The organism is Microbacterium alcoholitolerans (assembly GCF_050408615.1).
GTDB lineage: Bacteria > Actinomycetota > Actinomycetes > Actinomycetales > Microbacteriaceae > Microbacterium.
This window is the reverse complement of record NZ_JBNTKD010000001.1, coordinates 561,523-580,447: the sequence shown is the minus strand read 5'-3', so window position 1 is coordinate 580,447 and position 18,925 is coordinate 561,523. Positions and strand designations below refer to the sequence as shown.

Annotated in this window: 17 protein-coding genes; 7 read left to right on the top strand and 10 right to left on the bottom strand. The window is 68.4% G+C overall.

The genetic code is table 11. The features are described 5' to 3' along the window. Positions 1–23: 23 nt before the first annotated feature. From ACQUSX_RS02850 to ACQUSX_RS02830, 5 genes are all read right to left on the bottom strand, one after another. Positions 24–1,346 carry a permease gene (locus ACQUSX_RS02850; RefSeq protein ID WP_428905452.1) on the bottom strand — a complete coding sequence of 441 codons (1,323 nt, stop codon included), beginning with the start codon at positions 1,344–1,346 and terminating at the stop codon, positions 24–26. Further along, entirely contained in the window at positions 1,343–2,038 is a 696-nt protein-coding gene (locus tag ACQUSX_RS02845; RefSeq protein ID WP_428905451.1) for an ABC transporter ATP-binding protein, read from the bottom strand. Before ACQUSX_RS02845 ends, ACQUSX_RS02850 begins: the two co-directional genes overlap by 4 nt. 100 nt (positions 2,039–2,138) lie before the next feature. Next, positions 2,139–3,248: a GNAT family N-acetyltransferase gene (locus ACQUSX_RS02840; protein ID WP_428905450.1), complete on the bottom strand. Its 1,110-nt coding sequence runs from the start codon at positions 3,246–3,248 to the stop codon at positions 2,139–2,141. After that, entirely contained in the window at positions 3,245–4,336 is a 1,092-nt protein-coding gene (locus ACQUSX_RS02835) for a GNAT family N-acetyltransferase (RefSeq protein ID WP_428905449.1), read from the bottom strand. The genes ACQUSX_RS02840 and ACQUSX_RS02835 overlap by 4 nt, the downstream gene beginning before the upstream one ends. Before the next feature lie 28 nt (positions 4,337–4,364). Further along, the gene (locus tag ACQUSX_RS02830) at positions 4,365–4,655 is read right to left on the bottom strand and encodes a hypothetical protein (protein WP_428905448.1); all 291 of its coding nucleotides are present in this window, start codon (positions 4,653–4,655) and stop codon (positions 4,365–4,367) included. 506 nt (positions 4,656–5,161) lie between these two features. On the opposite strand from ACQUSX_RS02830, the gene smc reads away from it, so the two are divergent. After that, a complete protein-coding gene (smc, locus tag ACQUSX_RS02825; RefSeq protein WP_428905447.1) occupies positions 5,162–8,683 on the top strand; it encodes a chromosome segregation protein SMC in 3,522 nt (1,173 codons plus the stop codon). A gap of 88 nt (positions 8,684–8,771) precedes the next feature. Here the strand turns inward: smc and ACQUSX_RS02820 are convergent, their stop codons facing one another. Next, entirely contained in the window at positions 8,772–8,936 is a 165-nt protein-coding gene (locus tag ACQUSX_RS02820) for a hypothetical protein (RefSeq protein WP_428905446.1), read from the bottom strand. Between the two features lie 22 nt (positions 8,937–8,958). On the opposite strand from ACQUSX_RS02820, the gene ftsY reads away from it, so the two are divergent. Then, positions 8,959–9,834, top strand: coding sequence for a signal recognition particle-docking protein FtsY (ftsY, locus tag ACQUSX_RS02815; protein WP_428905445.1), 876 nt, complete (start codon positions 8,959–8,961; stop codon positions 9,832–9,834). A 38-nt stretch (positions 9,835–9,872) separates the two neighbouring features. Continuing rightward, complete coding sequence (locus tag ACQUSX_RS02810) at positions 9,873–10,373, top strand: DUF2004 domain-containing protein (protein ID WP_428905444.1); 501 nt, start codon at positions 9,873–9,875, stop codon at positions 10,371–10,373. A 96-nt stretch (positions 10,374–10,469) separates the two neighbouring features. On the opposite strand, the gene lipA is transcribed toward ACQUSX_RS02810, so the two are convergent. Continuing rightward, on the bottom strand, positions 10,470–11,462 hold the full coding sequence (gene lipA, locus ACQUSX_RS02805) for a lipoyl synthase (RefSeq protein WP_428905443.1): 993 nt from the start codon (positions 11,460–11,462) through the stop codon (positions 10,470–10,472). Next, entirely contained in the window at positions 11,459–12,160 is a 702-nt protein-coding gene (gene lipB, locus ACQUSX_RS02800) for a lipoyl(octanoyl) transferase LipB (protein WP_428907577.1), read from the bottom strand. Before lipB ends, lipA begins: the two co-directional genes overlap by 4 nt. Before the next feature lie 68 nt (positions 12,161–12,228). Between lipB and ACQUSX_RS02795 the strand changes: the two genes are divergently transcribed. From ACQUSX_RS02795 to ffh, 4 genes are read left to right on the top strand one after another with little or no spacing between them, the layout of a single operon-like run. After that, positions 12,229–12,813: a TetR/AcrR family transcriptional regulator gene (locus ACQUSX_RS02795; protein WP_428905442.1), complete on the top strand. Its 585-nt coding sequence runs from the start codon at positions 12,229–12,231 to the stop codon at positions 12,811–12,813. Between the two features lie 59 nt (positions 12,814–12,872). Further along, positions 12,873–13,514 (top strand): hypothetical protein, encoded by a 642-nt coding sequence (locus tag ACQUSX_RS02790; RefSeq protein ID WP_428905441.1) that lies wholly within the window; start codon positions 12,873–12,875, stop codon positions 13,512–13,514. Further along, entirely contained in the window at positions 13,511–14,014 is a 504-nt protein-coding gene (locus tag ACQUSX_RS02785) for an RNA polymerase sigma factor (RefSeq protein ID WP_428905440.1), read from the top strand. Before ACQUSX_RS02790 ends, ACQUSX_RS02785 begins: the two co-directional genes overlap by 4 nt. Positions 14,015–14,027: 13 nt before the next feature. Next, positions 14,028–15,578 (top strand): signal recognition particle protein, encoded by a 1,551-nt coding sequence (ffh, locus tag ACQUSX_RS02780; RefSeq protein WP_428905439.1) that lies wholly within the window; start codon positions 14,028–14,030, stop codon positions 15,576–15,578. Positions 15,579–15,596: 18 nt separating this feature from the next. Here ffh and glpK read toward each other — a convergent pair whose 3' ends face one another. Further along, positions 15,597–17,111 carry a glycerol kinase GlpK gene (glpK, locus tag ACQUSX_RS02775; RefSeq protein ID WP_428905438.1) on the bottom strand — a complete coding sequence of 505 codons (1,515 nt, stop codon included), beginning with the start codon at positions 17,109–17,111 and terminating at the stop codon, positions 15,597–15,599. A gap of 53 nt (positions 17,112–17,164) precedes the next feature. After that, a complete protein-coding gene (locus tag ACQUSX_RS02770) occupies positions 17,165–18,868 on the bottom strand; it encodes a glycerol-3-phosphate dehydrogenase/oxidase (RefSeq protein ID WP_428905437.1) in 1,704 nt (567 codons plus the stop codon). Positions 18,869–18,925 lie beyond the last annotated feature (57 nt).

Sequence of the window (18,925 nt, the reverse complement as noted above, 5' to 3'; positions counted from 1 at the left end):
TCCGTCAAGCGGCGCAGTGACGGTCATGCCTCGGCGAACGCCGGACGCAGCAGCGGCCGAGTGGCACGGGTACTCGCCCAGACGATCAGGATGCCGACGCCGAGCACCCCGGCGATGGTCATCAGCGACACCGGTGCAATGATCAGGGTGAGACCCAGCAGCGGGAAGATCACGGCCGCCGCACACAGGGCGGAGCCCAGCGTCGTCACCAGCAGCGGCGACATGATCGCCCGACGGCGGGCCGCGTCGACGGTCTTCATCGGCACGCCCAGCTGATGCAGGCTGCGGTGCAGGGGCCGCTGATCGAGGGCATCCGACGCCTGCGTCACACCCACCGACGCTGCCACCATCAGGAATGAGGCCACCAGCGTGATGATCAGTCCGGTCCGCATATCGACGGCGAGCGCGAGCTGCTCCGGTGCGGCATCCGCAGTGCCCATCAGATCCATCAGTGACACACCCGTGCCGGCGAACACCGCCATGAAGCTCGCCATCGCGAGACCGCCGACCTGCCGCCAGGCGCGCTTCGGCGACTCCAGCACGGAACGCGCTGCGAGCAGCCGCTCAGGCGTCGCCGCCCGTCGCACCTGACGCTTCGCGATGACCTTCAGCACCCACGGGCCGGCGAGGTTCAGCAGCGTTACCGTGCCGCCGAACAGCGCAGCGAGGATCACGGCGATCGCGACGACACCCGCCAGGGACGGAACGGCCTGCGCGGCGAGGACGGCGACGGCCAGCAGAACGGCGGCCGCCGCAGCGCGCATCCAGTGCGCCGTTCCGGTCTGCGCACGCATCCGCACACCGAGCGGCGAGATGACGACGCGACGCAGCCCGAGCGCGGCGCTCACGATCGCAAGCAGCACCGCGCCGAGCCCGACCAGCGCGAGCACCCCAGGGGGCAGCAGAACCGCGTCCGCGCCCAGGGCCTCTCCACGGAACGGGATGAGTCCGATCGCAGGCACAGCCGCGAGATACACGGCGGTGCCCACCAGCACACCGGCCGTGGCGATCAGCGTGGATTCGACGATCGTCGCCACGCCCACGCCGAACGGCGTCACGCCGAGAAGCCGCAGCGTCGACAGGCGCTCATCGCGGCGCCGCGCCGAAAGCCGAGCGGCCGCACCGCCGAGCGACGCCAGGGGCATCACGAGCAGGGCCAGCGCGATGCCGGCCAAGGCCTGGTAGACCGGGGCGTAGTCATCCCGCCAGGTCCAGAACGTCTGCGCGCCGCCGATGATGGTGAGGCTCAGAGCCGAGACCACCGCGAAGGCGATCCCGGGGAGGATCACTGTCGCGGCCTGTCCCTTCTCGGGCCGCAGCAGCATCCTCAATACGGCGATGTTCATGCGGACACCTCCGAGCGCACGATCGCACCGTCGCTCATCAGCAGCACGCGGGAGCATCGGGCGGCCACCTGCTCATCGTGTGTCACGACCACCAGCGTGCGACCCTGGCTCGTGGTCGACCAGAGCAGGGCATCCATCACCTCTGACGAGGTGATGGAGTCCAGCGCGCCGGTCGGCTCGTCCGCGAAGATCAGCTCGGCACCGGTGACCTGCGCGCGGGCGATCGCCACGCGCTGGGCTTGACCGCCGGAGAGCTCACCGATGCGGCGATCCTCCATACCGGCGAGGCCCAGGGAGTGCAGCCAGGCGACGGCCTGCACGGTGGCCTCGGCGCGGCGCACGCCGTTGATCATCAGCGCGAGGGCGACGTTCTCGACGGCCGTCAGCTCGGGGATCAGAAGTCCCTGCTGGAACACGAAACCGAAGCGCTCGCGCCGCAGCTGCGAGCGCTTCGTCTCGGACATGCGTGCCACCTCCACGCTGACGCCCGAGGCGGGTGTGAACGTGACGGCGCCGGCGTCCGGCGCGATGATCCCTGCGAGCACATGCAGCAGAGTCGTCTTCCCAGAACCGGATGCGCCCATGATCGCCAGTGACTCGCCGCGCTGCACGGCGACGTCGACACCGGCGAGTGCCCGGGTCGACGCGTAAGCCTTGGTGAGTGAGTGTGCGAGCAGGATCGGATCGTTCATGCCTCCAGCCTCGTGCGATGCGCGCGCGAAGTCGTCGGCCCCGAGGACGATCCCGCGTGCTGCGGGTCATCCTCGGGGATGATCGACGCTCATTCCTTCGTCAGTCGAGCTTCTTCTGCCAGGCACCGGCGTACGAGCTCGGGCGGAAGCCCATCGCCTCGTTGATGTCGAGCATCGGCCGGTTCTCCTCAGCGTTGAACGTGCTGATGCGGGGAGACTCCGGTGCGATCCCGCGCCATCGCACGATGTTCGCGCACTTCACGATCTGGCCGAGCCTGTGCCCGCGGTGCTCCTTCAGCACCAGCGTGCAGTACTGGTGCGTCACGCCGGTGAGATCGGCGCCGATCGCGAGCTCGTTGAAGGCCGCGAGCACACCCGTCGGCACGTGTTCGACCGCGACGACCGACATCCTCTGCCCGCCATCGAGGATCCGCGCGTCACGACGGGAGATCCGCTCGGCGTCCCAGGTCTCCTCGTCCACCTCCAGTCCGCCGCTGGGAGCATCCGTCGACATGCGCGACAGCGCCCATGCATACCCGTCGCGCAGGTGTGGCGGAGTCGGCAGCGTCCATTCGACGACCCGGTAATCGGCGCCGGCGACAGCGAGCGCTGCGGCGAGCATCGTCTCGACCGGGGCGTGGTCCGCCTGCAGATCGTAGACGCTGCTGCGCTCGACCTGTTCGAGCGTGAAGCCGCTGTCGGCCAGCAGCTGCGCGTGCGGCGTCGCGGTGAGCCGTCCCCAGCCGGTCCGCGGGACCAGCGGTCCGGTGGCCGCATCGGCACGGTGCAGCGTCCAGGCCTGCAGGACCATGCGCCCCAGCATCCGCACCTCCGACTCCACCCGGTCGAGCAGCGCCTGCTCGATGCCCCGGCCCCAGTGCTCAGGCAGCACCATCAGGTCGACCTCGGCGCTGGTGGGCTCTGCGACGCCGTAGCCGAGCACCGCGGCGCCGACGATCGCGCCGCCCTCCCGCGCAAGCAGCGTGCGCGTGACGTGGTCGGCGTTCGTCCGCCACCGAGGCAGCATCTCCTCGGCCGTGCTGGCGAAGTCATCCAGCCCGGAATCGCTGAGGCAGATCGCGTTGTTCAGCGCGACGGCGGCGTGGAAGTCCGCCGCATCCGCGTCGTCGAGGCGAGCAGGTACGCGCATCTCGGCGATCGTCAGCGCGGGCGCCGTCGTGGTCGTGTTCGTGGTCGTGAGGGTGTTCACGCGAGGTCCTTCCGCCAGGCGCCTTCGTAGGCGACAGGGGTGAAGCCGATGGCTTCGTTGATGGAGAGCATGGGACGGTTCTCCTCGGCGTTGTACGTGACGACGCGAGGTGAGTGCGGATGGTTCTGGTGCCAGCGTCGAAGGCCGGCGGTCTTCACGAGCATCCCGAGGCGGTGGCCGCGGTGGTCCGAGAGCACGAGGGTGTCCTCCTGGTCGGTCTTCGCAGTCTCATCGCCGACGATCGCCAGTTCGTTGAAGGCGCACAGTTCGCCGGTGTCGATCCGCTCGGCGGCGGTCACCTGGACTCGTGCACCACGTGCCGCATAGCGCGCGTCGTGTCGTCGGACGCGTTCGGCGTCCCACTTCTCGATCGGCATTCCGAGCTCGGCGTCGGGAACGTCCGTCGACATGCGCGACTTCAGCCACGCGTACCCGTCGAGATGCTCATCGGGCGTCGGCAGCATCCACTGCACGACGCGGTATCGCTCCGCGTGCAGCTCGGCATCGCGCTGAAGCTGCTCCAGGTGCGCGGCCGTGTTCGAGCCCCAGATCAGCTCGCTGGCGCGCTCGACCTGCTCAAGTCGGAATCCGTGCCGCTGCAGGAAGCGAGCCGAGTGATCGAGGGGCACTGCACCGAAACCGGTGGGGGAGGGCAGCAGCTCATCAGACCCGTCGGAGTGATGCTCGTTCCAGCACAGGAGCTTCCGCACGCTCGCATCGCGGGCTCGCTCCTCGACGAACGACAGGGCAGCGGTGCCGATGCCCTGGCTCCAATGCGCCCTGAGCAGAGCGATGGTGCCGATGGCCGTGGTCGCGCTGTCGTCCTGGAAGACGTTCAACGCGACGCACCCCGCCATCTCGCCGTCGATCCGGATGTACCACTGTCGGCGGGTCATGTCGGCGTCTCCGTAGAGCATCGGCAGCAGCGACTCCGCGGTCTGCGCGTCGTCGTCTCGGCCGGTCTCCTCGACAATCGCGGCGTTGCGCACGGCCGCGTACTCGCGGATGAGCGGGGTGGGCCCCGCATCCGCCCGGGCCGGAAGCTCGAGCGGATGCAGGGTCGCACCTGCGGGAAGGGTGATGGTCATCTGCGTCTCTCCTCGTCGACTCCGGCGATCAGTACATGCCGCGCTGCAGGCCGTAGGTCAGCAGCGCGACAGCCTGGTGCTGTTCGAGCATCTGGAGCTGCAGGTACTGCAGATCCGGTGCGCCCTCTGCGCGTGAGCGCTCGGCGCGCAGGCTGCGGTGCAGCAGCCAGAGGCCGATGTGGAGGCTCAGACGGTCGGCGAGTGAAAGTCGCTGCCGGCCCTCCCTGTCGGGGATGGTGAGGATCTTGCGATCCTCGGTATCCGGTGGATGGATGGACGTGTTCAGCTGCCGGTGATCGGTCAGCAGAGTGGTGCTCACGATATGTGCGCTTTCTACTTGATGGGATTGGCGATGCGAAGATCGTCAGCGCTGGACCGCGCGACATGCGGTCGTCAGCGGGGAGAGATGCCGAGCGGACGGATCCGGGAGGGGCATCGGTGCGGCCCGGAGAACGGGCGGAGCGTCGACCGCGTGCAGAGCGGAGACGTGGATCGTCGATCGGACGCGTGGCGTCCGAGAGATCGGGAGAGGCGGTTCGGTTCTAGCCGAGCACGTTGGCGAAGGTCACCGAGATGGCGGCTAGCGCTGGCACGTGCGACGCGGTATCGAACCGGGCGTCAGACTTCGTGATCATCATCGGTGACCTCCTCTCATATGAACGAGAGATCACGTTAGTGATGCGCGACCCCCGCGTCAAGCATTTTCTCAGCCTTCGGCGTGTCGCGAAGTGCGTCATCCTGCTGTCGCACCGCGCGGGATCCTCGTCGTTCGGCGTGATTCCGGTAGCGTGTGGGCGTGATTCACCTGACCCCGAGGGCGCCTGCATGCATCTGAAGAGCCTCACGCTGAAGGGCTTCAAGTCGTTCGCGCAGCCGACGAGCTTCGTGTTCGAACCGGGCGTCACGTGCATCGTCGGCCCGAACGGCTCGGGCAAGTCGAATGTCGTCGACGCCCTGGCCTGGGTGATGGGCGAGCAGGGCGCCAAGACGCTGCGCGGCGGCAAGATGGAGGACGTCATCTTCGCCGGCACGTCCACCCGGGGCCCGCTCGGGCGCGCCGAGGTGCAGCTGACGATCGACAACAGCGACGGCGCGCTGCCGATCGAGTATGCCGAGGTCACGATCAGCCGGACCCTGTTCCGCAGCGGATCCAGCGAGTACGCCATCAACGGCTCGAGCTGCCGTCTGCTCGATGTGCAGGAGCTGCTCAGCGATTCCGGCCTCGGCCGCGAGATGCACGTGATCGTCGGTCAGGGACGCCTCGACACCGTCCTGCAGGCTTCGCCTGAGGATCGCCGCGGCTTCATCGAAGAAGCCGCCGGCATACTCAAGCACCGGCGCCGCAAAGAGAAGACGCTGCGCAAACTCGACGCGATGGAGGCCAACCTCACCCGCCTGAGCGACCTCGCCGGAGAGATCCGACGGCAGCTGAAGCCGCTCGGTCGACAGGCCGAGATCGCGCGGGAGGCGCAGACGATCGCCGCCATGGTGCGCGACGCGAAGGCGCGCATCTTCGCGGATGACGTGGTGGCGCTCCGCACCGCAGTGGCCGACCACACCCGCACCGAGCAGGAGCGCCACACCGAGCGACTCGTGCTCTCCGAGCAGGCGGATGCTGTGCGCATCGGCATCCAGCGGCTCGAGCAGGAGCAGAACTCCGCCGCCGTCGACGAGGCGCGTCGCGTCGCGTTCGCGCTCGAGCAGGCGCAGGAGCGGATGCGAGGGCTCTACACCCTCGCGAACCAGCGCCTCGCCCTGCTCGGCACCGAGGAGGACGACGCGGTCACCGCGATCACTGTCACTCAGGACACCATCGACGAGGCCAAGGACGAGATCACCCGCATCTCGGAGGGGCTGGGCGATGCGCAGGATGCCGCTGCGACCGCCAGCCGCGAGGTCGTCAACGCGCGAGCGGAGCTCGACACACTGGACGTCGACATCGCCGAGCAGAGCGCGCTGGTCTCGCAGTACGACATGCGACTGTCCGCGCTGCGTGGAAATGCGGATGCCGCAGCATCGGCTCTCGCCGCCGTTCGCGGCGCCGTGCTGCGCCAGGAGCAGGCGCTGGAGGCAGCGCACACCCGCCGTCGCGAGGCGGCGGAGGCACTGGAGGCGATCGACGGCGCGGAGGCTCCTGACGGTACAGCCGCCGAATACACCGCCGCCTACGAGGAGGCGCAGAAGGAGGTCGCGGCCGCAGAGAGCGACCGGGACTCGCTGCGTGAGCGCCTGCACGCCGCGGAGCGCGAGGCGGACTCGTTGACGGCCAAGGCCGCGGCTCTCGGCAGCGCACTCGCGCTGTCGGGCGGTGCGGCCGAGATCGTCGCGTCCGGGGCATCCGGAGTGCGGGGCCTCGTGGGAGACGCGGTGCAGGTGCGCGCCGGGTACGAAGCCGCGGTCGCCGCCGTGCTGGGGCCACTGGCTGAGGGCGTGCTGGTCGACGGTGTCGACGACGCGTTCGCGCTGGTGGCGGAGGGCTCGCGTGGAACGGTCGATTTCGTGATCGCAGAGGGTACCGTCGTGCCGGAGGCCCTCGCCGCCGCCGTCACCGGAACCGTCGCGGCATCCGAGGTGGTGGAGGCGCCGCACGGCATCCGCGCCATCCTCGCTTCGGTGCTGATCGCCGACGACCTCGATGTCGCCCGCAGCGCACGGGCTGCACTCGACGCGCTCGGCGACGAACGCACCACGATCGTCACGAAGGACGGCGAGGTGATCACCGCGCACACGCTGCGCGCGGGCTCTGGGGAGACCTCGCGGCTCGAGCTCGCCGCAGAGCGCGATGCGGCGACGGAGCGCCTGACGGAGGTGCGGGTCATCGTCGACAGCCTGCGCGAAGCGCGCACCGACGCCACCGATCGTGTCGAGGACGCCCGTCGTCGCTCGAAGGACGCACTGCGCGCTCTCCGTGAGCACGATGCAGCCCTCGCCACGCACGCGGAGCAGGTCAACCGGGTCACGGTCCAGCATGAGGCTGCGACGGCGGAATGCGAGCGACTCGAGTCCGGGCTCGCGCAGGCGCAGGCCGCGGTGTCGGATGCCGAGAAGGCGGCGGCGTCCGCGAAGGAGGAGTTCGAGTCGTCCGAGGCGGAGCCGCGCCCCGTGCTGGACGCATCGGCGCGTGACGGACTTCTCGAGGCGCTGGAGAGCGCTCGCGAGGGCGAGGTGCGCGCACGGCTCGAGATCGAGACGCTGCGTGAACGCGTGCGCGCGGCTCAGGCCCGCGTCGTTGGCCTGGAGCGGCAGCGCGAGCAGGAGCGGGATGCCGCTGCCGAGGCCGCCCGTCGCGCCGTCATCCGGCGCGCTCAGCGCGCGGCGGCGTCCGCAGTGGCCGAGGAGCTGCCGCGGGTGCTCGACTCACTGGATCGCTCCGTCACCGAGTCGCGGGTCGCGCTGACGGCCGCCGAAGCCGAGCGCTCAGCGCACAACGAGGAGCTGACTGTGCTGCGCGCGCAGGAGGGCTCGCTGCGCGAGCGCCTCGCCGGTCTCACGGAGAGCGTGCACGGGCTTGAGCTGCAGATCCATGAGAAGAAGCTGCATCTGACCAGCCTGCTGGATCGAGTGGCATCCGAACTCGCGCTCGATGAAGATATTCTCGTTGCGGAATATGGTCCGGATCAGCCGGTTCCACGCGATCCGGGTGCGGAGGAGGGCGACGACGACTCGGCGATCCCGTTCGACCGGCGCATTCAGGAGCGCCGTCTGAAGGATGCTGAGCGCAAGCTCGCGCAGCTGGGCCGCGTCAACCCGCTCGCCCTGGAGGAGTTCGCGGCTCTGGAGCAGCGACACGCCTTCCTCACCGAGCAGCTGGCCGACCTGACCAAGACCCGACAGGATCTCCTGACGATCATCGCCGAACTTGACGAGCGCATGGAGACGATCTTCGCGAGCGCTTTCGAAGACACCAGGCAGGCGTTCACCGAGGTGTTCCCGCTGCTGTTCCCCGGTGGCTCTGGCAGCATCTCGCTGACCAACCCGGACGACATGCTCACCACGGGAATCGAGGTGGCTGTCCGCCCGGTCGGCAAGAAGATCGAGCGTCTGTCGCTGCTCTCCGGTGGTGAGAGATCGCTCGCGGCGGTGGCACTGCTGGTCGCGATCTTCAAGGCGAGGCCAAGCCCGTTCTACATCCTCGACGAGGTCGAGGCGGCGCTCGACGACGCCAACCTCGGCCGACTGCTCACGGTGTTCGAGCAGCTGCGCGAGAGCTCGCAGCTGCTGGTGATCACGCACCAGAAGCGCACCATGGAGATCGCCGACGCCCTGTACGGCGTGTCGATGCGCCAGGATGGCGTGTCGGCCGTAGTCGGTCAGCGGGTCGGAGACCGCGCTGCGGCAGCCTCCTGATGTCATCGCGGTCCTGATCACTGACGCTGGTCGGCCCCGGCGGCGTGTCGTCATCCGACACGCCGATGGGCCGCGGTTCCATCACTGTTCAGGCACGCATGAGTTCGGATTCGAAAGCGGCGACGACGGCGCCGAACCCGGGCGCGTCCTGTGCCCGGTGCGCGGCGCCGGTGAGCACGACGTGCGTCGTGGTGTCGGATGCCAGTGCGCCTCGGCGCCCGGCGCCGTGGACGTACAGGCGTCGGAGAGTCATCCCGCCATCGTAGGCTGGAGTCATGGCGGAGAAGTCCTGGTCCCTCGGTCGCGCACTGCGCGGCATGTTCGTCAAGCCCACGATCGATGAGACGACGTGGGAGGACCTCGAGACCGCACTCATCACCGCGGACTTCGGCCCCGACATCACCGAGCAGCTGATCGACGAGCTGCACGACAAGGTCGACCGATACCGCACGACCGACCCGAGAGATCTGCAGCGGATGCTGCGCGAGACGCTCGAAGAGCGCTTCGCGAAATTCGACACCACCCTCAAGCTCACCGAGCGCCCGGCGGTCGTGCTCGTCGTGGGCGTCAACGGCGTCGGCAAGACCACGACCATCGGCAAGTTCACGAAGTTCCTGCGCGGGTTCGAGCGCAGCGTGGTCGTCGGCGCCGCCGACACGTTCCGCGCCGCCGCCGTCGAGCAGCTCGCCACCTGGGCGCAGCGTGGGGGAGCGGCCATCATGCGACCCCAGCACGAAGGGCAGGATCCGGCATCCGTCGCCTTCCAGACCGTCGAGTACGCGAAGAACAACGCCATCGAGATCGCGATCATCGACACCGCAGGCCGCCTGCACACCAAGGCCGGCCTGATGGACGAGCTGTCCAAGGTGCGTCGAGTGATCGAGAAGCAGGCGCCCATCAGCGAGGTGCTGCTGGTGCTCGATGCGACCACCGGCCAGAACGGCGTCATGCAGGCAGAGGCCTTCCTGCAGCACGCGGGGGTCACCGGTCTGGTCATCACCAAGCTCGACGGCTCCGCCAAGGGCGGTTTCGTGCTGGCGGTTCAGGAGCGCACGGGCATCCCGGTGAAGCTCCTCGGGCAGGGCGAGGGCATCGACGACCTCACCGGATTCACCCCGCACGTGTTCGTTCAGTCGCTCGTCGGCGCGTAGGACTACCGCGTCGGCACAGAGGCTGGTTTCATAGCGATATGGCAATCGAACACGACTACTTCGGCGTCCTCTCCTCAGGGCCGGATGGGGCCATCTTCTGGACCGAGCGGGTCGAGTTCGGCGACCAGATCGTGACCGTCGACCTGACGGCGCCGGACCAGGACGACGTGTCACAGGCGGCGCTGGACACCGCCGCCGCACTCATCGCGGGCCTCGAAGACCTGGATGCCACGGTGCGTGGCGCGATGCTGACCGAGGTCGATGACCGCACCAGCGAGGTGACGGAATACATCCTGCAGCAGCAGGAGACCTACGGCGACGAGCTCGAGGATGTGCTGGTCGACATCAGCGGCGATGCCGCAGTCGACATCATCCGCTCGCTGCGCCTGGCCAGCATGACGATCCTCGCCGACGAGCACGGCGGCATCGAGCCGTTCGCGGTGCTCGAGTACGCGCTCGACGTCGACAACACCGATGACGTGCTGCTGGTCAACCTCGGCTCCGACGGCGCCGTGCTGTCGGTGATGAGCGCCGACTGATCCCCACGCCCACTCCAGACAGCGCTGGCGCGCTGCCCGGAGCCTCGGGGCGCGTGGCCCCTCCACGCCCACAGCGCCCGGTCAAGCGGAGACCGTCTAGACGGCCTGCGCGAAGCCCAGTTCCATGCCCTCGGCGATGTGCGCCAGGTGAGGCGGGATCTCCCGCCCCTTCGACGTCATCGACTGAGCCCACAGACGGCCTGCGCGGTAAGACGAGCGCACGAGGGGACCGGCGAGCACACCGAGGAAGCCGATCCTCTCGGCCTCGGCCTTGAACTCGACGAACTCGTCCGGCTTGACCCAGCGTGCGACCGGCAGGTGCCGCGGCGACGGGCGCAGGTACTGCGTGATGGTGATGATGTCGCAGCCGGCGTCGCGGAGGTCCTGCAGCGCTTCGATAACCTCGGCGGGCTCTTCGCCCATGCCGAGAATGAGGTTCGACTTCGTGATGAGGCCGGCCTCGTGTCCCTGCGTGATGACATTCAACGACCGCTCGTAGGTGAAGGCGGGGCGGATGCGCCGGAAGATGCGCGGCACCGTCTCGACGTTGTGCGCGAAGACCTCGGGGCGGGCGTCGAAGATCTGCCCCAGGTAGTCGGGGTTTCCGCTGTGGTCGTTGGCGAGCAGCTCGACCCCGGTGTTCGGATTCTGCGCGTGGATCTGCCGCACGGTCTCGGCGTTGAGCCAGGCGCCCGTGTCGGGAAGGTCGTCGCGCGCGACGCTCGTGACCGTGGCGTACCGCAGGCCCATGCGGGTGACGCTCTCGGCGACGCGTCGCGGCTCGTCGGTGTCGTAGGCGGCGGGTTTGCCGGTGTCGATCTGGCAGAAGTCGCAGCGGCGGGTGCACTGGGAACCGCCGATGAGGAACGTCGCCTCACGGTCCTCCCAGCACTCGTAGATGTTCGGGCAGCCCGCTTCCTGACATACCGTGTGCAGGTCTTCGCTCTTCACCAGCGAGTGCAGCGCCTGATACTCGGGGCCCATCTTCGCCTTGGTGCGGATCCACTCGGGCTTGCGCTCGATGGGGGTCTCGGAGTTGCGGATCTCGAGACGCAGCAGCTTGCGTCCGTCGGGGTGGGCGGCGCTCACGCGGCGACCTCCTCGCTGCTGTCGGTGCCGATGGCGGAGTACTCGGTCTTGAAAGCGTCGGACACGGCCTGCAGGATGTCGGCCGGGCGCACATCCTCTCCGATCACCTCGCTGACGGTGGTCACACCGGCGTCCGTGATCCCGCAGGGGATGATGCCGCGGAAGCCGGCGAGTGAGTTGTCGCAATTGATCGCGAAGCCGTGCATCGTCACACCCTGCTGGACGCGCACTCCGATCGCGGCGACCTTGTCCTCGCTGAGTGGGCGGCGTACCCAGACTCCGCTGCGCCCGTCGACCTGGTAGCCGTCGACGCCGAGCGGCTTCAGGATGCTGATGAGCAGGCGCTCCAGGCGACGCACGTGCGCGACGACGTCCATCGGCTCGGGCAGTTGCACGATCGGATAGCCCACGAGCTGGCCAGGTCCGTGCCAGGTGATCTTGCCACCGCGGTCGACGTCGACGACAGGAGTGCCGTCCTGCGGGCGCTCGTGCGGTTCCGTGCGCTTGCCCGCGGTGTAGACGGCCTCGTGCTCGAGGAGCAGCAGGGTGTCCGGTCGGGTGCCGGCCACGACCTCGTGGTGGATGCTGCGCTGCAGTTCCCAGCCGTCAAGGTAGGGAACGTAGTCGGGTGCGAGACCGGGAGTCTGGATGTCGAGCATCGACGATGCCTTCCGAGTTGTTGGATGCTGTCCAAAAATAGTGCAGGGCTCAGCATACGCCGATCGTGTGCCGTCGGCGAGCGACGCGCACAGCTACGCTGAGCGCTATGGAATCCGAGCCGCGCACCGGACGTCCCCGCGCGTCGTCGCGGGAGACGCTGGCCGAAGCCGCCTGCGAGCTCTTCCTGGAGCAGGGTTACGACGCGACCTCGGTCGCCGATATCACCCGTCGTGCCGGTGTCAGCCGGTCGAGCTTCTTCAACTACTTCTCGTCGAAGAGCGATGTCATCTGGTCGGGCCTCGACGCGCGGATCGACAGCGCGCTGGTCGCGCTGGCCGCGTTGGGGACGGATGCCGACGGCCCGGCGGTCCGCGCGGCGCTGGAGCCCGTCGTGCGCGATCTCGCTCCCGACCCACTGGCACTCGCGCTGCGCAACGCCAGCGCTATGGGCGTCGAGACGGAGCTGTTGCGCGACACCGGACTGCGTCACGCTCGCATCTCGTCGGCTATCGCAGCGACCGCCCGCAGCTCCGGCATCGACCGGGTCCGCGCCGAGATCCTCGGCTCCGCTCTTGCGACCGCACTGCTGTCGTCTCTGCGCGTGTGGGCCGAGCAGGGCGCTGGTCAGGCGTCGCTCGAGGCGCAGTTCGATCAGGCCCTGCGCAGCATCCACGATCTTCCGTGGGGCTGATCGGACACTTCCGCGCCAGCCGGACAGGTCATGAGCAGAACCCGTTGAAGGAGGCTCTCATGTCTGATCCGATCGATGCCCTGCTCGAACACGCTGCACCGCCTATCGCCGACCGGGGGAGCGGCCGCGACGCTGCGCTCGCGCAGATGGCGGCGGATGCCCGTGACACGGCGCGCCCGCCGAAACGCTCCCGGCGTCGTGTCACACTGCTGAGCGGAGCGCTGGCAGCCCTGCTCATCGGCGGTGCCGGAATCGCGACGGCGAACTCAGATTGGCTGTGGAGCCCAGGACTGGAGAACCCGGATCGGAGCTACAGCTACACGTCACCGAGCTGGGGGCAGTGCGAGATCCGCTACAGCGGGTTCGACACGCACAACCCGTTCATCCGGGCGGACGTCAACCGCATCATCGACGAATGGTTCGCGAACACCGACGTGGAGGCCGCGGCCCAGCGCTACCTCGCCGACGTCATGACGACGATCGAAGAAGGCCACGCGAACGATCCCGAGGCCAGCACGGACCCGCGTTCCGCAGATCTCGACGCGTGGCTCGCGCACGATCAGGCACTAGCCACGGCGCTGCACGAGGAACTGAGGGCCCACGGCTACGACAGCGGCGATGGCGATCTCGAGGGAACGGATTCACACAGTCAGCTGCACTGCGAGGGTGAGGACTGGGGTGGAGAGGGCGCAGAGGAGTGACCCGTCACGATGACGCGCGACTGACGCGTGCGCTCGAGTCTTCAGCATCCGACCTCCTTGCCTATCTCGAGCGTCGCGTCGGCCCTGACGATGCGCCGGATCTGCTCGGCGAGACGATGGTCGTCGCGTGGCGGCGTGTGCGAGAACTGCCGGACGACAGCGAACGCGCCCGCATGTGGCTGTTCGGCATCGCGCGCGGCACGCTGCTGAACCACCAGCGAGGGCAGAGACGGCGATGGGCGCTGGCTGACCGCATCCGACTGCAGCTGCGCGAGTCGCCGACGGCCCCCGCCGCGGACGAAGGCACGGAGGTGCGCGATGCCATCAGCCGCCTCGATCCGGACCTCGCTGAGCTCGTCCGTCTCGTGCACTGGGAGCGGCTGAGCCTGGCGCAAGCCGCCAATCTGCTGGGCATCCCGGCATCCACCGCTCGCGGGCGGTATCAGCGTGCGAAGGAAGAGCTTCGCGCCGCGCTCAGAGTGGAGGCGCCGCTCGCGTAGAATCGAAGGCACCATGGCTACCTTTGGCACGCTCTCCGATCGGCTCACCGAGACCTTCCGCAATCTGCGCACGAAGGGAAAGCTGAGTCCAGCCGACGTCGACGGCACCGTCCGTGAGATCCGACGCGCCCTGCTCGATGCGGACGTCGCACTCGTCGTCGTCAAGGACTTCACCGCGAAGGTGCGCGAGCGCGCGCTTGGCGACGAGGTCAGCAAGGCGCTGAACCCCGCGCAGCAGGTCGTCCAGATCGTCAACGAGGAGCTCGTCGGGATCCTCGGTGGTGAGCAGCGCCGCCTGGAGTTCGCGAAGACCCCGCCGACCGTGATCATGCTCGCGGGCCTGCAGGGATCGGGTAAGACGACCTTCGCGGGCAAGCTGGCCAAGCAGCTCGAGAGCGACGGACACACCCCCCTGCTCGTCGCCGCCGACCTGCAGCGACCGAACGCGGTGAACCAGCTGCAGGTGGTCGCCGAGCGCGCCGGTGCCACGATCTTCGCGCCCGAACCGGGCAACGGCGTCGGCGACCCGGTCAAGGTCTCCAAGGACGGCGTCGACTATGCCCGCCGCCAGCAGCACGACGTGGTCATCATCGACACCGCCGGACGCCTCGGCGTGGACGCCGAGCTGATGAAGCAGGCATCCGACATCCGCAAGGCGACGAACCCCGACGAGGTCCTGTTCGTCATCGACGCGATGATCGGTCAGGACGCCGTCAACACGGCCAAGGCCTTCCAGGAGGGCGTCGACTTCACGGGCGTCGTGCTGTCGAAGCTCGACGGCGACGCCCGCGGTGGTGCCGCGCTGTCGGTGGCATCAGTCACCGGTCGCCCCATCATCTTCGCGTCGACCGGCGAGAACCTCGAGGACCTCGAGCCGTTCCACCCCGACCGCATGGCGAGCCGCATCCTCGACCTCGGTGACATCCTGACCCTCATCGAGCAGGCCCAGCAGGCCTTCGATGAGGAAGAGGCGATGAAGGTCGCCGAGAAGCTCGCGAACGAGGCCTTCACCCTCGAGGACTTCCTTGAGCAGCTTCAGCAGATGAAGAAGATGGGCTCGATGAAGAAGATGCTCGGAATGCTGCCGGGCATGGGTCAGATGAAGCAGCAGCTCGATGACTTCGACGACCGCGAGATCGACCGCACCGAGGCGATCATCCGCTCGATGACGCCGGGGGAGCGCCGCAACCCCAAGGTGCTCAACGGCTCGCGAAGACTGCGCATCGCCAAGGGCTCCGGCATGACCGTCACCGACGTCAACCAGCTGGTGCAGCGCTTCGACCAGGCGGCGAAGATGATGAAGACCGTCGCCCGCGGCGGTACACCGCAGATCCCCGGGATGGGATCGATGGGCAAGCCCGGGGCATCCGCCAAGCGCGGCAAGAAGGGCTCGAAGGGCAAGGGCGGCTCGCGGTCGGGCAACCCCGCCAAGCGAGCTGCCGAGAACGCGGGTATCACCACCGCGAACGCGAACCCGACAGGCTCGGGATTCGGTCTCGGCGGCAGCGCCGCGCCGAGTGAGGCGGACCTCGCCGAGATCCAGAAGCTGTTCGGCAAGGGCTGAGCCAGCCGAGCGGCTGACTCAGCGCACGTCGTCGTCGACCCAGTCCATCGACTTCGTGACTGCCTTGCGCCACAGGCGCAGCTGACGGTCGCGCTCATCGGCGTCCATCGTCGGCTCCCATCGGCGATCCTCCTGCCAGTTCGCCGACAGGTCGTCGAGTCCGCTCCAGAACCCGACGGCGAGGCCCGCTGCGTACGCGGCGCCGAGCGCCGTCGTCTCCGTCACGACCGGCCGCACGACCGGCACGCCCAGGATGTCGGCCTGGAACTGCATGAGAGCGTCATTGGCGACCATGCCGCCGTCGACCTTCAGCTCGCTGAGTCCGACCTCGGCGTCCGCGTTCACAGCATCCAGCACATCCCGCGTCTGGTACGCGACCGCCTCGAGGGCTGCGCGCGCGATGTGATTGCGGTTCGCGAACCGGGTGAGCCCGACGATCGCGCCGCGCGCGTCCGGACGCCAATACGGCGTGAACAGGCCCGAGAACGCCGGAACGATGTACACGCCGCCGTTGTCGTTCACCTGGCGCGCGAGCTCCTCGACCTCGGGCGCCGATGAGATCAGACCGAGCTGGTCGCGCAGCCACTGGATGAGCGAGCCCGCGACGGCGATGGAACCCTCCAGCGCGTAGTGCGTCGGGCCGTCGCCGAGCTTGTAGCCCACGGTGGTGAGCAGGCCGTTGGTCGAGTGGACGATGTCCTCACCGGTGTTGAAGATCAGGAAGCAGCCCGTGCCGTAGGTGTTCTTGCTCTCGCCGGCCGCGAAGGCCGCCTGCCCGAAGGTCGCCGCCTGCTGGTCGCCGAGGATGCCCGCGATGGGCGTCTCGCGCAGCAGCGATGAGCTCTCGGCGGTTCCGTAGACTTCGGATGATGAGCGGATCTCGGGCATCATCGAGCGCGGCACGCCGAACGCCTCGAGGATGTCGTCGCGCCACTGCAGGGTCTGCAGATCCATGAACAGCGTGCGCGAGGCGTTGGTGACGTCGGTGGTGTGCACACCGCCGTCGACGCCGCCGGTCAGGTTCCACAGCACCCAGCTGTCGGTCGTGCCGAACAGCAGCTCTCCGGCATCCGCCTTCTCTCGCGCGCCCTCGACGTTCTCGAGGATCCACGCCACCTTCGTGCCCGAGAAATACGTCGCCAGAGGAAGTCCGACCACTTCCTTGAACCGGTCGAGGCCGCCGTCGGCGGCCAGCCGGTCGACGATCGGCTGCGTCCGCGTGTCCTGCCAGACGATCGCGTTGTACACCGGCTCTCCGGTGTAGCGATCCCACACGACCGCGGTCTCACGCTGGTTGGTGATGCCGACCGCGGCGATGTCGTGGCGCGTGAGATGCGCGCGCGTGAGGGCGAGGCCGATGACCTCCTGCACGTTGCGCCAGATCTCCGAGGCGTCGTGCTCGACCCAGCCCGCATGCGGCAGGATCTGCTCGTGCTCCTTCTGCCCTGTCGCGACGACGGTGCCGTCATGGTCGAAGATGATCGCCCTGCTGGAGGTCGTCCCCTGATCGATCGAGAGGATGTACTGGGCCATGCGGCTCTCCTTCTGCGGGCCGACGTCGAACCCGCCTCTTCAACAGTGTGCCGTCAGCGGCGAGTGGGCACGGCGAGCGAAAGTCCGTGGGCGTCGTTCAGCAGCTGCACCGTCGCCTCGATCTCGGCATCACGGCGATCGCCGTCCCAGCCCATCAGCGGCGCCAGCGCATCCGCGAGTTCCTCGAGGATCTCCGTGGTCACGTCCCCGACGAAGGCGATGTTCGTGCGACGAAGCACGATATCGGTGAGGCGGACGACGAGTTCGTTGTCGACCATCCACTCCAGCTCGCGTACCGACAGCGCGCCGTCTGCCAGCGGGCGATCGGCCTCCTGCTCGATGTGCGCCCAGACATCCGCGGCGCGTGTGCCGTAGCGCACCAGCAGCTGGTCACCGCGAGCAGCGTCCGCACCGGGCAGGTTCGCCTGCATCCAGGCGCTGCGAGCGCGAACGGTGTGCGGGAATCCGAGGCCGCCGCCGATCGGCAGTCCCACGGTCGATACGGAGCGGCCACGACCCAGCAGCTCGAGCACCCGGTCGGCGAGAGACTCGCCGAGCGCCCGGAACGTGGTCCACTTTCCCCCGACCAGGCTGAGCGTCGGCACGGCAGCGCTGTCGTCGAGTTCGATCCGATAGTCGCGGGAGACGAAGCCCGGCGCGGTGTCCTCGTGGCGGGGAAGCGGACGGATGCCCGAGAATCGGTACACGATCTGCTCGCGCGACACCGGGATCGACGGGAAGACGTGCTTGATCAGCGCGAAGAAGTAGTCGACCTCTTCTTCGGTGCACCGGGCGGGTTCGCGCGGGTCGGCGTCGATGTCGGTGGTTCCCACGAGCACCCGGCCCTTGAGCGGGTAGATGAGGACGATGCGCCCGTCGGAGTGCTCGAAGAAGATCTCTCGCCCCTGGGTGGCCTCGAGCAGCTCCGGATGGTCGAGCACGATGTGCGAGCCCTTGGTGCCGCCCATGAAGCTCGTCTGATCGCCCAGCGCGGCGTTGGTCAGGTCGGTCCACGGTCCGGACGTGTTCACGACGACGTCCGCGCGGATTTCGAACTCCTCTGCGCTCTCGCGGTCGCGGAGCACCACGGCATCCCCGTCGCGGCCGACAGCTTCGACGTAGTTGAGGGCGTAGGAGGTGGCGCGGGCGCTGCGACCGTCTTGCAGCACGTCGAGTGCGAGGCGCTCGGGGTCGTGCATCGAGGCGTCGAAGTAGGTGGCGGTGTACTTGACGTCCGGGTCGAGCGCGGGCAGTTCCTTGAGCGACTCGCACCGGCCGAGGAAGCGGTGCCGCGGCACGGCGCCGCCGTCCCGCGAGAACAGGTCGTAGATCATCAGTCCGGCCTTGATCAGGACCGCGCCGCGCTCCTGTGGTTTGCCACTGCGGTGCAGCAGGAAGCGCAGCGGAGCGGTGAGGATGCCGGAGAACGTCGAGTAGATCGGGATGGTCGTGCGCAGCGGGCGGACGTAGTGCGGGGCGATGCGCAGCAATCCGTTGCGCTCCTGCACGGATTCGCGGACGAGGCGGAACTCGCCGTTCTCGAGGTAGCGGATGCCGCCGTGGATCATGTGGCTGGATGCTGCGGACGCGCCGGCTGCGAAATCACCGCGATCGACGAGAACGGCATCGACCCCCTGCAGCGCGAGGTCGCGGAACAGCGATATGCCGTTGATGCCTGCGCCGATGATCAGCACCGTGGTGCTCCCGGCCCCGCGCACTGCCGTGAGCTCGTCTTCTCGTCGTGAGGTTCGCGTCATCTCGACCATGATCTCCCTTTTCTCCCGCCTCCAGCATCCGGTTGGCGGCAGAATCTC